This window comes from Hydrocarboniphaga sp. (genome assembly GCF_028291725.1).
Classification (GTDB): domain Bacteria; phylum Pseudomonadota; class Gammaproteobacteria; order Nevskiales; family Nevskiaceae; genus Hydrocarboniphaga.
Genome location: NZ_JAQGNT010000035.1, coordinates 1 through 13,525, shown reverse-complemented (window position 1 = coordinate 13,525; position 13,525 = coordinate 1). Strand labels below are relative to the sequence as shown.

10 protein-coding genes are annotated in these 13,525 nt (G+C 61.6%); 3 read left to right on the top strand and 7 right to left on the bottom strand.

Going from position 1 to position 13,525, the window contains the following annotated elements; genetic code table 11:
- Nucleotides 1-129 precede the first annotated feature (129 nt).
- Together JWQ90_RS09330 and JWQ90_RS09325 are read right to left on the bottom strand one after the other, a co-directional pair.
- Complete coding sequence (locus JWQ90_RS09330) at nucleotides 130-1,341, bottom strand: OmpA family protein (protein ID WP_299692555.1); 1,212 nt, start codon at nucleotides 1,339-1,341, stop codon at nucleotides 130-132.
- A gap of 105 nt (nucleotides 1,342-1,446) precedes the next feature.
- On the bottom strand, nucleotides 1,447-3,834 hold the full coding sequence (locus tag JWQ90_RS09325; protein ID WP_299692552.1) for a TonB-dependent receptor: 2,388 nt from the start codon (nucleotides 3,832-3,834) through the stop codon (nucleotides 1,447-1,449).
- A gap of 474 nt (nucleotides 3,835-4,308) precedes the next feature.
- Here JWQ90_RS09325 and JWQ90_RS09320 point away from each other — a divergent pair, with 474 nt between their 5' ends.
- A complete protein-coding gene (locus JWQ90_RS09320; RefSeq protein WP_299692549.1) occupies nucleotides 4,309-4,944 on the top strand; it encodes a TetR/AcrR family transcriptional regulator in 636 nt (211 codons plus the stop codon).
- A 15-nt stretch (nucleotides 4,945-4,959) separates the two neighbouring features.
- Here JWQ90_RS09320 and fadB read toward each other — a convergent pair whose 3' ends face one another.
- From fadB to JWQ90_RS09295, 5 genes are all read right to left on the bottom strand, one after another.
- Nucleotides 4,960-7,092: a fatty acid oxidation complex subunit alpha FadB gene (gene fadB, locus JWQ90_RS09315; RefSeq protein WP_299692547.1), complete on the bottom strand. Its 2,133-nt coding sequence runs from the start codon at nucleotides 7,090-7,092 to the stop codon at nucleotides 4,960-4,962.
- 14 nt (nucleotides 7,093-7,106) lie between these two features.
- Entirely contained in the window at nucleotides 7,107-8,291 is a 1,185-nt protein-coding gene (locus JWQ90_RS09310) for a lipid-transfer protein (protein ID WP_299692544.1), read from the bottom strand.
- A 34-nt stretch (nucleotides 8,292-8,325) separates the two neighbouring features.
- Nucleotides 8,326-9,291 (bottom strand): nitronate monooxygenase family protein, encoded by a 966-nt coding sequence (locus JWQ90_RS09305; protein ID WP_366919482.1) that lies wholly within the window; start codon nucleotides 9,289-9,291, stop codon nucleotides 8,326-8,328.
- 38 nt (nucleotides 9,292-9,329) lie between these two features.
- Nucleotides 9,330-10,484 (bottom strand): acyl-CoA dehydrogenase family protein, encoded by a 1,155-nt coding sequence (locus JWQ90_RS09300; RefSeq protein ID WP_299692538.1) that lies wholly within the window; start codon nucleotides 10,482-10,484, stop codon nucleotides 9,330-9,332.
- Nucleotides 10,485-10,569: 85 nt separating this feature from the next.
- Entirely contained in the window at nucleotides 10,570-11,199 is a 630-nt protein-coding gene (locus tag JWQ90_RS09295; protein WP_299692535.1) for a TetR/AcrR family transcriptional regulator, read from the bottom strand.
- A 16-nt stretch (nucleotides 11,200-11,215) separates the two neighbouring features.
- Between JWQ90_RS09295 and JWQ90_RS09290 the strand changes: the two genes are divergently transcribed.
- Both JWQ90_RS09290 and JWQ90_RS09285 read left to right on the top strand, forming a co-directional pair.
- Nucleotides 11,216-12,361, top strand: a complete 1,146-nt coding sequence (locus JWQ90_RS09290) for a phosphotransferase family protein (protein WP_299692532.1) — start codon at nucleotides 11,216-11,218, stop codon at nucleotides 12,359-12,361.
- An 8-nt stretch (nucleotides 12,362-12,369) separates the two neighbouring features.
- Nucleotides 12,370-13,525 (top strand): acyl-CoA dehydrogenase family protein (locus JWQ90_RS09285; protein ID WP_299692529.1); only part of this gene is annotated, 1,156 nt, incomplete at its 3' end.

The following is a 13,525-nucleotide window of genomic DNA, read 5'->3' as shown; positions in this document are numbered from 1 at the left end:
CAGCAGCTCGATCGCCTTGCGCGCCAGTCCGTTCACCAGGCCGTACACCAGCAGGATGTGAAAAATCACAACGCCGGTGATGCCGATGATGCGTCGCTTCGGATCTTGGCGTTGGCCAAATTCCATCCCTTACTCTCCTGTCGGTGGCACCGGGGCCGTGATGTCAGCGGGCGCCGGTGCATTGCTTGACGCAGCGCCGGTGACCTTCAGCTCGACGCGGCGGTTCAACTCACGGCCTTCATCGGTTTCGTTGTCGGCGACTGGCTGGGTTTCGCCGTAGCCTTGTGAGGTCATCCGGTCGGCGGTGACGCCACGGCTTTCCAGGTACTGCATCACCGAGCTGGCGCGGCTCTCCGAGAGCGTCTGGTTGTAGCTGTCGCTGCCCTTGGAATCGGTGTGTCCACCCACTTCAAAACGGATGCCCGGCGCAGCGAGCAGCGCATCGGCAACACCATCGAGAAGTGTCTTCGCGTTGACTGTCAATGTCGCCTTGTCGAATTCGAAGTTCACACCGCGCAGCACGATACTGTCGCCCACTCCACAACCCGACAAATCCATCCTCTGACCGGGCTTGGGCGGCTCGCAGGGCGGCGGCAGCGGGCAACCGACATCGTTGACGACGGTGCCCCTCGGCGTGCCCGGGCACTGGTCACGATCATCCGGTACGCCATCGCCGTCGCTGTCCGCAGGCGCTGCAACCGGCACCACTGCGACGGGCCCGGGCACAGGCGCCACCACCGGGGGCTTCGCCGATAGCGGCAACTGCAGGCCGACATTGACCAGCACGTCTTTGAAGCTCTTGGCGATATCCGGATCCGAGCTTGGCTTCTCGTCGGTATCGCGCTCACCGTAGCGATAAAGCAGCTCGGCGCGCAGCCCGAATTCGTAGTTGCCAACATTAAATTCGAACAGCTGCCCGACACCCGCCGCGTAGGTCACGATCGAGGCCAGCTCGTCGGCATTGGCTTGCGGATAGTGCTTGACCTCGACCCCGCCGAATTCCGCAATCAGGAAGGTGTTCGGTGACGACGAGAAGGGGAACCACAAGGCGTTCAAGCTGCCGCCGACTTCGCGTACATCATGATCGCTGCTAGTGATATTGCTGTAGATGCCGCTGATTTCGAAAGCGTAGGTATCGAGTCGATAACCGGCGGCGAGGATGCCGCCGTAACCGTAGTCGAGTCGCTTGGTCTGCGAATAAATGCCCGACGCCATTGGCGCCAGATATGGGCCGGTCTTGAACGGAGCGTCCGGCTGCGCATCGTCCTCCTGCGCCCATAGCACGGACGCCAACGACATGCCCACCAGAATCAACGCGGACCTGCAAATGAATTTTTTCATAATCCCCTCCTTGCGACTCTTTTGACGATGATCGAAGCCGGCACTCAGGCGCGGCCGATCAGCCTTTTCGTTGGATGCTGCTATCCCACGCAGACACCCCAGGTCTTACAAATCCCAATTGAGTCGGATGCCGAAGGTCCGCGGCGGAGCCAGGTACGTCTGACGGCCCGCATCGGTGTGAAACTGCGAATAGCTGTAAACCTCATCGCCGAGGTTCTTGCCGAACAGCGTCACTCGCGTATTCGCCGGCTTGTACAGGTAGCTGATCTGCGCGTCGATCACGTAGTAGGACTTCTGCCTGGACACCGGCGCGTTGTCGGCCAGATAGAAAAAACCGGAGTTGTTGTAGAGACTCGCACCCATCTCCAGATCTCCGCCCGGCACGTCCACGATCTGGTTGATGTTGAAGGTGCCGCTGAGCTTCGGCGTGCGCGTGACCTTGTTGCCGGTGTAGTCGCCCGACTTGAAGTTGTACAGACCGGCGCCGGCGTAGTCGCCATTCGCATTGACGGTGTAGCCGCTGCCGTTTTCGTAGCTGGTGTACTTGGAGTCAAGATAGGTGTACCCACCACCGATCACCAGGCCCGGATCCCATTCGGGGAAAGGTGTCAGCTGGAAGTCGAATTCGGCGCCGTTGATCTTGGCGCCGCCGGCATTTTCCAGGCTGACCGCGCCGCCCGACAGCAGCGAGATAAACTGCACCTGCAGATCGTCGATCTTGTTCTGGAACACCGCGGCGTTGAATCGCAGCAGCTTGTCGAACAGCTCGGACTTGAAGCCGAGTTCAATCGAGGTGACGGTCTCCGGCTTCACGTACTCTGGAGCGTTGTAGACATTGACCGTATTGAACGTGCCGCTCTTGTAGCCCTTGGTATACGAGGTGTACACCATCAGATCGTCCATCGGATTAACGCCGATAGTGAATTTCGGCGAAAAGTTAGTGGTCTTCGAAGGCGGCGGCGCGGCTGGCACCGTATGCAGCGGCGTGGTGCTGCCATCAAGATTCACCAACGACGCGCTCGATTCGACGACGCCGCGATTCTCTCGCTGATAACGACCGCCGACCGTCAGATGCAGCCACTTCTGCAAGTCGAAGGTGTGCTGGGTGAAAAACGCGGTCGACTTGGTCGACAGCTCCGACACCAGACCTACTGAAACACCGTCGGGCACGCCGGGGATCTGGCTCAGCAAATCGAGCAAGGCCGGCGGCACCGGAATGATGCCGGCGATGTTGCCGTCCGACAGATCCAGACTGCCGACCGAGAGACGATTGAGCGGGAAGCCGGATTCCTGATCGAGGTAGAAACCGCCGAAGATCCAGGTCCACCATTCCGGACCCCAGTCCTTGTTGGACAGGAACTGCATTTCGGCGGTCTTGACGTCGGCGAACTGGCCTTTCGCGTCGAAAGTAATGAATGGTGCGGTGGTTCCGTCGAAGTCGTAGACGTTGTCGGATGCTATCTTCTGCTTGCTGCCCAGCAGCTTCACGTCGAACCATTCCGGGTGATAGTTCAACTGACCATAGTAGACCTTGTTGTCGACTGAGAAATACGAGGGTACGTCGACGTGTACTTCGTAGGTTCCCAGCGGCCGCGTTGCCTGGCCGCCGGTAGTCGCATCGCTGATCAGCGTCGTTGCCAGGCTGGGATTGGTGTTCGGAATCGCGGTCGAACTCAGGCCGTCCTGGCGGTAGCGGAACGCAGCCAGGTTCAGGTCCATGTTGTCTGTCATGTTCCAGCGTGTCTTGATTCGGACGCCCTTGCTGACCTCCTCCGGCAACTCAACACTGCTCGCGTCCACACCGCTACCGCGTGTACCGGTGTAGTAGTTATCCGAGGTGTTGTAAGTGGCAGAAACGCTGGCTGCAAACGAATCGCCGAAGGGAAGGCTGACGTAGACTCGCCGTCTGATTTCGTTGTAGTCGGCGTAGCTTGCCATCACCGACACTTCAGGCTCGGTGCCCGGCGTCTTGGTGATGGTATTGAACGCACCGCCGGTGGAGTTGCGCCCGAACAAAGTGCCCTGAGGTCCCTTCAGAACTTCTACACGCTCGACCGCGCCGAAGGACTGCGAAAGACCGTTGGCGAAAGGAAAATAAATGCCGTCGATGTAGGAGGCGACGCTGGGATCCGAGTCTGGCAAGAACGCGTCGGAACCGACACCGCGAATGTAGATGATCGCAAAGTTGACGGTCTGGCCGTAGTACACGCCGGGCGTGGATTGAGCCAGTGCCTTGGGATCGTCGATACCCTTGGCATCGAGTGCAGCGGCGCTGAATGCCGAAATCGAAATCGGCACGTCCTGCAGATTTTCTTCGCGCTTCTGCGACGTGACGACGACCTCTTCGACCAGGCGATTCTGCGAGGCCGGAGCAGTCCGCTGCTGATCTTCGGCCGGCTCGGCGGGCCCTTGCACCGCGATGGTGTCGGGAGCCCGCTCAGCAGAGGTACTAGCAGCGCTGGCACCAGCACCGGCAATGGCATCCGGGGTCAATTCAGCGGAGGTCTCGGGCGCCTGTACTGCAGTATCAGCCGACCGCGACGGGTAAGCAGGATCGCCCACCGGCGCTGACGTTTCGACGCTGGCAGGATCGCCCCCCACGGGCACAGGATCCTGAGCAAAACCACAAACCGGTATCGCAGACAAAGCAATTACCAGCGGCAATCTGGATGCACAGTACATCGCTGCTCTCCTCAATATCTTCTAAGTTTTATCGGGCCGACTAAGCTGCGGCTCTTTGGTGCTGCATGACTTGGCGGCCATGCATCCTGACGCATGAATCTTATACCATAAGTTTTACAAAAGTCACTATATGTATTTTGATACTTCTCGATCTGCACAGCAGTCGGGAAGCCGGTCGCGCCGAAGTGCAGACTCGGAGCCATACCTCCGGCAGGCTTTTGATATTCATTGCGCAGATAGCGCCTGGCCTTGTAGCCTTGCGCGGTTATTTACCGGGGGCCCCAAATGGCGAAGCTGCCAGCGTTGAGTTTCAATCGCGATATGCGAGTGGAAGACAAAATCGTCGATGCGACGGTCAAGTGCTTCCAGCGATTTGGCATCAACAAGACCTCAATGGACGACATCGCCAAAGTGGCGAAAGTGTCCAGGCCGACGATCTACCGATACTTTCCGTCTCGGCATCATCTGGCGGTCGAAGTGCTGGTCCGGGAAATCCGCGACCACACGCGGCTGGTCACTCCTGTGCTCCGCGAAACCAGATATCCGCCGAAGGCGATGTTGGAAGGAATCGTTTTGGCTGTCTCGACCGCGCGCGAGCACCCCTATACCCAAATCGTTCTCAGCGATGCCGGCGCCGAGTTGTTGGCGCGCGTCCCCGGAACGGAGCAGTCGCTGTTGGACGCCATGGGTGAACAATGGCTGCCATCCCTGACTCGCTGGCGCGAAGCTGGTTATATCAAACCCTCCGTCAGGCTCGACGATTTGCTGCTATGGATCACGTTCTATATGCATGCGAGCATCGGCAAAGGACGATTTATGGCCATCACCGAAGATCGGATGCGCCGGATGCTGGAGGCAATGCTGATCCCCTCGGTTTTCGACTTCGACAAATTGAAAGTCGATTTCCCCGATCAAAAGTAATAAATCGGCTTATCGCTAGTCGAAGAAACAAGCCTTCCGCTGCGCCAGATCGCGGAGCAACCGGGTCGCGCGATAGGCGCCGCCCAAAGATTCGTACCGCGCTAGCTTCTCGATCACCACCGGCAAGCCGAGGATGTCCGCATACTTCAGCGCGCCGCCATACTGGCGAGGAAAACCGAGACCCAGAATCAGGCTCATGTCGATTTCGGCCGCGCTGCCGGCAACGCCCTGTTCCAGGCAGACCGCGGCCTCATTGATCATCGGCAACATCAGCCGATCGATGATCTCCTGATCCGAGAACTCGCGCGAGCCACCGGCCTGTGCCTCGGCGATCAGCTCGCGCGCCTCTGCCGCAGAGCGCTTCTGCGGCCGGCCTTTCTCATCGGCCTCATAGCGATAGAAGCCGGCGCCATTCTTCTGTCCGTAGCGCCCGTTTTCGGCGAGCAGGTGAATCGCATCCTTGAACCCCAGATGCATGCGTTCCGGATAGCCGATGGTGATTGAATCGACGACATGGCTGCTGGTATCCATGCCGATCACGTCCTGCAGATACGCCGGTCCCATCGGCCAGCCGTAGGTTTCCATCACGCGATCGATCCGCTCGAAGTCGCCGCCGTCGTGAACCAACCGAAGGAAACCGACGAAGTATGCGGTCAGGATGCGATTTACCAGAAACCCCGGGCAATCCTTGACGACCACCGGCGTCTTACCCATCGCCGCGGCGTAACCGGCGATGGTCGCCGCGGCGATATCGCTGGTCGCCGGTCCGCGGATCACTTCGACCAGCGGCATCACCGGCACCGGGTTAAAGAAGTGCATGCCGACGAAGTTCTCCGGCCGTGCCAATGCCCCGCCGATTTCGGCGATCGATAGCGACGAAGTGTTCGAGGCCAGGATCGCGTCGGCTCTAACCCGCTTTTCGACTTCCGCGAGCACGCTCTTTTTGGCGTTGATGTTCTCGACGATGGCTTCGACGACGACGTCGACAGAATTGAAAGCGCTGTAGTCGAGCGTCGGCACGATCGCCTCTGCGATCGCCGATGCGTTCTCGGGCTTCAGGCGTCCGATCTGCACTTGCTTGTCGAGCAGCTTGCGCGCTTCGCCCATGCCCAGATCGAGTGCGGACTGCGCGATATCTTTCATCAGCACCGGCGTCCCGCGCGCGGCGCTGGTATACGCGATGCCTCCGCCCATGATGCCAGCGCCGAGCACCGCACTGCGCTCGACCTTGTGCGCCATCTTTGCGTACGCCCTGGCCTTCTTCTTCATGGCCTGGTCGTTGATGAACAGTTGCACCAGCGCGCTGGCGGTCGGCGTTTTCGCGATACGCGCAAAGCCGATTGCTTCCCGGACCAGCGCATCGTCGCGCGAGAGCTTGGCGGAACTACCGATCAGTTCTGCCGCTGCGCTTGCGGCCGGAAAGTGCCGCGCTGTCTGTGCCGCAGCGGCCTCGAGCCTGGCGAAACTCTCGGCATTCAGCGCTGATACTGCACCGCGGCGCCGGACTCGATCCGCCTTCCATTGCCCGCTGCCGATGGCTTCGCGAAGCTTGACCAGGGCGGCATCGCGCAGATCGGCGGCCGGCGTGACCGCATCGACAGCTCCGGCGGATTTTGCCGCCTCGGGCTTCTGCGGTCTGCCGCTTGCGATCCAGTCCAGCGCCAGCGCTGCATCGATCAGCCGCGCGAGCCGTACGGTGCCGCCGAAGCCGGGGAACAAACCCAGGTTCACTTCGGGGAGGCCGACCTGCGCGGTGTCGGCGATTACGCGGTAGTCGCTGGCCAGCGCCATCTCGAAACCGCCGCCCAGCGCCAGGCCGTTGATCGCGGTCACGATCGGCACCGGTAAATCCTCGAACGTGGTGAATACGAGATTCTGCTTTGCGGTGTTCGCCGCGATCTCGCTCTCTGGCAGTGCGAACATGGCCGTGAATTCGAAAATGTCGGCGCCGACGATGAAGACGTTCTTTGCGCTGCTAACCAGCACACCGCGCACATCGTTTGCTGTGGCGATGGCAGCACTGGCCGACCTGAGTTCATCGACGGTGCGCGCATCGAACTTGTTGATCGAGTCGCCGCCGCGGTCGAAGCACAGCTCGACGATGCCACCGCCGATGGCTTCGACACGGATGGACTGGCCTTTGAACATGTATCTCCTCCGAATCAGACGCGGCCGTAAGCGGTGACGACACAGGCGCCGCCGATGCCAATGTTGTGCTGCAGCGCGAGCCGCGCGCCTTCCACCTGGCGCGGCCCGCAGTCGCCACGCAGCTGTTCGACGAGTTCGGTGCACTGTGCGAGCCCGGTCGCGCCCAGCGGATGGCCTTTCGACAACAGGCCGCCGGACGGATTGGTGACGACCTTGCCGCCGTAGGTATTGTCGCCGTCCCAGATAAACTTCTCGGCCGTGCCTTCCGGCGTGAAGCCGAGCGCTTCGTAGGTCAGCAGCTCATTGGCGGTGAAACAATCGTGCAGCTCGCAGACATCGATATCACCGGGGCCGATACCAGCCTGCGCGTAGACCGCGTCGGCGGCGCGCTTCGACATCTCGGCGCCGACAGCCTTAATCATCGAGCCCGCGTTGAACGTGGATGCGTAGTCCGTGGTCATCGCCTGACCCAGAATCGCGATGTCGGCCCTGAGCCCATGCTGCTTGGCGAAGCGCTCCGACACCAGCACCGCGGCGGCGGCACCGCAGGTCGGCGGGCAGCATTGCAGGCGTGTCAGCACGCCATAGATCTGCGGCGTCGCCAGCACCTGCTCCACCGTAACCGGATCGCGGAAGATTGCCTTGTCGTTGTGGAACGCGTGCCGGCGCGCCTTCTCGGAAATCTTCGCGAAAGTTGCGTTCCGGGTGCCGTACTTTTGCTGGTACTCGATACCGGCGCCGCCGAAAAGGTGTGGCGCCGGAGGTGTACCGACCGGTGCTGGCTGCAATGCATACGACTGCGCGTTCCACTTGTCCATCGGCGAGGGACGATCGGAGAACACTGAGGCCAGCGCGCCAGGCGCCATCTGCTCAAAACCTAACGCAAGTACGCAATCGAGCGCGCCCGACTCGATCGCCTGGCGCGCCAGAAACAGTGCGGTCGATCCGGTCGAGCAGTTGTTGTTGACGTTGATCACCGGCACGCCGCTCATGCCAACTTCGTAGACCACGCGCTGACCGCAGGTGGAGTCGCCGTAGACATAACCGGCATAAACCTGCTGAATCTTGTCGTAATCGACGCCGGCATCCTTCAACGCCAGGTGGATCGCCTTGGGACCCATCACGGTGTAGGGCTCCGCCGCACTCGGTTTGACGAAAGGAATCATGCCGACACCGGCGATCAGGACTTTAGTGCTCATTGCTTTCTCTTGTTGTTTGGCACGCCGATGGCGTTTAGGCGAAAGCCGCGTTGACCAGCGACAGACGCTGATGACATTCCGCAACCATGCGCCGGATCAATTCGTCGCAAGTCGGGACGTCGTCGATCAGGCCGACGATCTGGCCGACGGTAACGATGCCGTCGTCCGGAGTACCGGCAACCAGAGCGGCCTTGCCGCGCGCACCGGCAACGAGATGACGGATGTCCTCGAACCGGCAGCCCTTTTTCTCGGATTCGACGACTTCCACTGAGATCGCGTTTTTCAGCACGCGCGCGGTGTTGTGCAGCGTGCGGAAGATCAGCCGCGTATCTCGCTCGCTGGCCGCGACCAGGGCCTGCTTGATGTTCTCGTGTATCGGCGCCTCTTTGGTGGCGCAGAAACGCGTGCCCATATTGATGCCTTCGGCGCCGAGTACCAGCGCGGCGGCGAGACCGCGGCCGTCGCCAATACCACCCGAGGCGATAATCGGAATCTTCAGCTTCCGCGCCGCGGCCGGAATCAGCACCATGCCGCCGATGTCGTCTTCGCCGGGATGGCCGGCGCATTCGAAACCGTCGATCGACACCGCGTCGACACCATTGCGTTCGGCGCTGAGCGCATGCCGCACCGCGACGCATTTGTGCACGATCTTCACGCCTGCCGCCTTGGCCTTGACGATGAACTCCTTGGGATTGTTGCCCGCGGTCTCCATGACCTTGATGCGGCTGCCGATGATGACGTCGAGGTAAGCCTCGTAAGGCGGCGGATTGATCGACGGCAGGATCGTCAGGTTCACACCGAAGGGCTTGTCGGTGAGGCCACGGCAACGCTCGATTTCGGCGGCAAGCGCTTCCGGCGTTGGCTGCGACAGCGCGGTCAGCACACCAAAACCGCCGGCATTGGAAACCGCTGCGGCCATCTCGGCGTAACCGACCCACTGCATGCCGCCCTGGATGATCGGATAACGCACACCCAGCATTTCGCTGACACGGGTCCTGATCGCCGGCAATGTCTGATTCGTCTCGCTCATCATCTTGCTCACATCCTGCGTTCGTCAAGGCCGAGCCCGCGGCCGATAATTTCTTTCATGATTTCACTGGTGCCGGCGAAAATCCGGGTCACGCGCGCGTCCTGATACATGCGGCAGACGCGGTATTCCTGCATGTAACCGGCGCCGCCGTGCAGTTGCACGCATTCGTCGAGCACACGGCCTTCGAGTTCGCTGGCCAGCAGCTTGGCTTCGGATGCGAGTTCGGCGCTTAGCTCTTTTGCGTTCGCCAGCACCACGCATTGATCGACGAAAGTCTGGGCAGCATCGATCTGCGTGCGCATTTCAGCCATCTTGAAACGGGTGTTCTGCAGCGCACCGATCGGCTTGCCGAAAGCCTTGCGCTGCTTGACGAAATCCAGAGTCAGATCGAACGCGGTCTGCGCTGCCGTCACCGACGCGATCGCGACCTGAAGCCGTTCCACGGCCAGGAATTGAGCCATGTACTGAAAGCCCTTGGTCGGCTCACCGAGTTGGTTCGCTTTAGGAACCTTGACGTTGTCGAAGAACAGCTCGGCGGTGTCCTGCGAAGGCAGGCCCATTTTCTTCAGCTTGCGGCCGCGGCTGAAACCCGGCATGCCGTCTTCCACCACGAACAGGCCAATGCTGTAGCGACTGTCGGCAACGGTGCGTGCGGCGACCACGATCAAGTCGGCCTGGTACCCGTTGGAGATATAGGTCTTGGAACCGTTCAGAAGCCAATGATCGCCGCAGTCTTCCGCGCGCGCCTTCATGCCGGCCAGATCGGAGCCGGCGGCGGGCTCGGTCATCGCGATCGCCAGAATCTTGTCGCCGCTTGCGGCAGCCGGCAGCCAGCGTTGTTTCTGCTCGTCGCTGCCGAGCTTGGCGATGTACGGCGCGACGATCATCGAATGCAGATTGCCGTAGAAACCGGCGTCGCCGTAACGAATGTTTTCTTCCTGCACGATCTGTTCGTAGCGGTAGTCTTCGATGCCGGCGCCGCCGTACTCCTCGGCGGCCCACATCAGCAGAAAGCCCTGGGCGCCGACTCTCTGGTAAGCCTCGCGATCGACATATCCCTGCTCGCGCCAGCGAGCCACATGCGGCGCCATTTCGGCCTGGTAGAACTTGCGCACGGAGTCGCGGAACAACTCATGCTCGGGCTCGAAGATCATGCGTTTCATGTGCCGCTAACCAAGGCTGCACCCGCATTGCCCATCCGCATCACCCTTCTCCTCCGTACTTTTGGCAGCTTGAATACCGCCTTTTTCAGCGGCGCAGCTCAGTCTCGAATGCCCGCGTCACTTCCATCTTCAACAACTCGTGCAAGCTGCGAACCGCGATCTTCGGATTCACCAGCCAGCGATAGATCAAACCGTCGACCGCAGCGCAGAACAGTTCCGACATCAGCGGCGCATCCACTTCCGTGCTGACGCTGCCGTCCTTCTGGCCGCCTTCGATCCAGCGCTGCACGTCGCGACGCTGCGCCTTGTGCGCCTTGGCGACACTGGTGCGGAAATCCGCACCCGGGTCGATGCTGGCGTAACGCAGCAGATACATCGCGCGCATTTCGTCCGGCTCTTCCTTGATGAATCCATACAGCGCATCGACAACGTGACTCAGCGCCTCGGCGCCGGAGCTGTCGCCGACCGCTCTCTGCACACGCATAATCCAGTCGGCCATTGCGGTGTCGTGCACATGAGCGAACAGCCGCGCCTTGCTGCCGTACCGATGCGTGACCAGGCCACGCGAATAACCGGCGCGCTCGCCGATCGCCGCCAGCGTCGTGCCGGCCAGCCCGCTCTCCACGATCAGCCCAACCGCTGCCTGCATCATCCGGCGATCGGACAAGGCCGTGCGTTCTTCCTGTGTGCGTCGTGCCGGCGCGGATTCGATCATCGTTATTTACTTGTTGGTGACACGCAACTTATACTTTGGCTCGTTGATCGTCAACATCGCCGCGGCCGCCATGCACGCCGTCACCTACGCCGAAATCCTCCAGCTGCGTTCTGCCGCCGATACCGTCGCGCAGGATTGGAGCCGGCTCGCCCGATATCTAAAGACCCAGGACCTGGATCTCGAGACCGATCCGCCGCCGCGTCAGTTCGCTGGCGGATTCGCGAACTTGAATTACCGGGTTCGCATCGACGGCGGCGACGCGGTGCTACGACGTCCGCCGATGGGCTCGCTGCCGCCGGGCGCCTATGACATGGGCCGCGAATCGAAGATCCTGTCGCGGCTGCACGAGCGTTTTGCGCTGGCGCCGCGGGCGCTGCATCTGTGCCAGGACGCCAGCGTGCTTGGCGCGCCGTTCCAGATCACCGAGTATCGCCGCGGCATTTCGTTTCGCGACACGCTCCCGCCGGCGCTGGCCGTCGATCCGAAGGTCTGCCGGCATCTCGGCCTGACGATGATCGATGTACTGAGCCAGTTGCATCGCGTAAATCCGGCCGAGGTCGGCCTCGCCGATCTCGGCAAGCCCCAGGGTTTTCTGGAGCGCGCAGTCGAGGGCTGGATCAAGCGCGCGGCGCTCGCAGTGGCCGGTTGGGCGACTCCACACACGCTGGGCCTGATTGACGAACTGTCGGTGTGGTTGCGCGCGCATCGAGTCCCCGACGGCGCCGCCGTGCTGCTACACAACGACTTCAAGCTCGACAACCTGCTGCTCGATCCCGAGAGCCTGCAGCCGGTTGCGGTGCTGGACTGGGACCAGGGTACACGCGGCGACGGTCTGTTCGACCTGGCGACCTTGCTGAGTTACTGGACCGAAGCCGGCGATCCGCCGGTGATGCAGCAGTTGCAGCAGATGCCGACCGCTTTGCCCGGCTTCCCGACGCGGCTGCAGGCGGCGCAAACCTATTCGGCAGCGACCGGCCGCGATCTTTCCGACTTCCGCTTTCATCGCGTGCTGGCGATATTCAAGACCGCGGTGATATTTCAACAGCTGCATGCGCGCTGGCGCAGCGGCGCCACGCAGGACCCACGGTACGCCGACTTCGGCGACCTCGGCGAAGGACTGCTCGCTTTCGCGCAGGACATCGCCGCCCAACACCTCTTCTGAGTTCACACATGGATTTTTCGCTGACACCGAAGCTATTCGAGCTACAGCAGCGCACGCGCCAGTTCATCGCCGCCGAGATCATTCCGCTGGAGCAGGACTCGCGCCAGTCTGGACACGGTCCCAGCGAAGCGCTGCGCAGCGAACTGGTCGGCCGCGCACGCGCCGCCGGCCTGCTGACGCCGCATGCCTCGCCCGAACTCGGCGGGCTCGGGCTGTCGCATGTCGAAAAAGCGATCGTATTCGAGGAGTCCGGCTACTCGCCGCTGGGCCCGGTGGCGATGAACATCCACGCACCTGACGAAGGCAACATCCATCTGATGGAAGTGGTCGCGACACCGGCGCAGAAACAGCGCTGGCTGAAGCCGCTGGTTGAAGGCCGCATCCGCTCCTGCTTCTCGATGACCGAGCCCGCGCCCGGCGCCGGCTCCGATCCGTCGATGATGCAGACCACGGCGATTCGTGATGGCGACGACTACCTGATCAGCGGCACCAAGTGGTTCATCACCGGTGCCGAGGGCGCTGCGTTCACCATCATCATGGCGAAGATGGAGGACGGCTCCGCCTCGATGTTCCTGGCCGATATGGACCAGCCCGGCGTGCGCCTGGAACGGCTCATGGATTCGCTGGATTCCTGCTTCACCGGCGGCCACGGCGTGCTGCATTTCGACCAGCTGCGCGTACCCGCCACCGACGTGCTCGGCGAACTCGGCAAAGGCTTCCAGTACGCGCAGATCCGTCTCGCACCGGCGCGCCTGACCCATTGCATGCGCTGGCTGGGCCAGGCGCGGCGTGCGCACGAGGTCGCGTTGAACTACGTGCGCAAACGCCAGGCTTTCGGCAAGACGCTGGGCGAACACGAAGGCATCGGCTTCATGATCGCCGACAACGAAATGGACCTGCACAGCGCGCGCCTCAACATCCTGCACACGGCCTGGGTGCTGGACCAGGGCGGCCAGGGCAATATCGAATCGAGCATGACCAAGGTCATCGTCTCCGAAGCTGTGTGGCGCGTTGTCGATCGCTGCGTGCAAATGCTCGGCGGCCAGGGCGTCACCTCGGAGACCATCGTCATGCGCATCTTCAAGGACATCCGCGCCTTCCGCATTTACGACGGCCCCAGCGAAGTGCATCGCTGGAGCATCGCCCGCAAGATCATTGGCAAGC

What these genes read in the sequence shown, in the direction of transcription:
- JWQ90_RS09330 (WP_299692555.1), bottom strand. Translation starts at nt 1,341, where the DNA reads ATGAAAAAATTCATTTGCAGGTCCGCGTTGATTCTGGTGGGCATGTCG.
- JWQ90_RS09320 (WP_299692549.1), top strand. Translation starts at nt 4,309, where the DNA reads ATGGCGAAGCTGCCAGCGTTGAGTTTCAATCGCGATATGCGAGTGGAA.
- fadB (WP_299692547.1), bottom strand. Translation starts at nt 7,092, where the DNA reads ATGTTCAAAGGCCAGTCCATCCGTGTCGAAGCCATCGGCGGTGGCATC.
- JWQ90_RS09310 (WP_299692544.1), bottom strand. Translation starts at nt 8,291, where the DNA reads ATGAGCACTAAAGTCCTGATCGCCGGTGTCGGCATGATTCCTTTCGTC.
- JWQ90_RS09300 (WP_299692538.1), bottom strand. Translation starts at nt 10,484, where the DNA reads ATGAAACGCATGATCTTCGAGCCCGAGCATGAGTTGTTCCGCGACTCC.
- JWQ90_RS09295 (WP_299692535.1), bottom strand. Translation starts at nt 11,199, where the DNA reads ATGATCGAATCCGCGCCGGCACGACGCACACAGGAAGAACGCACGGCC.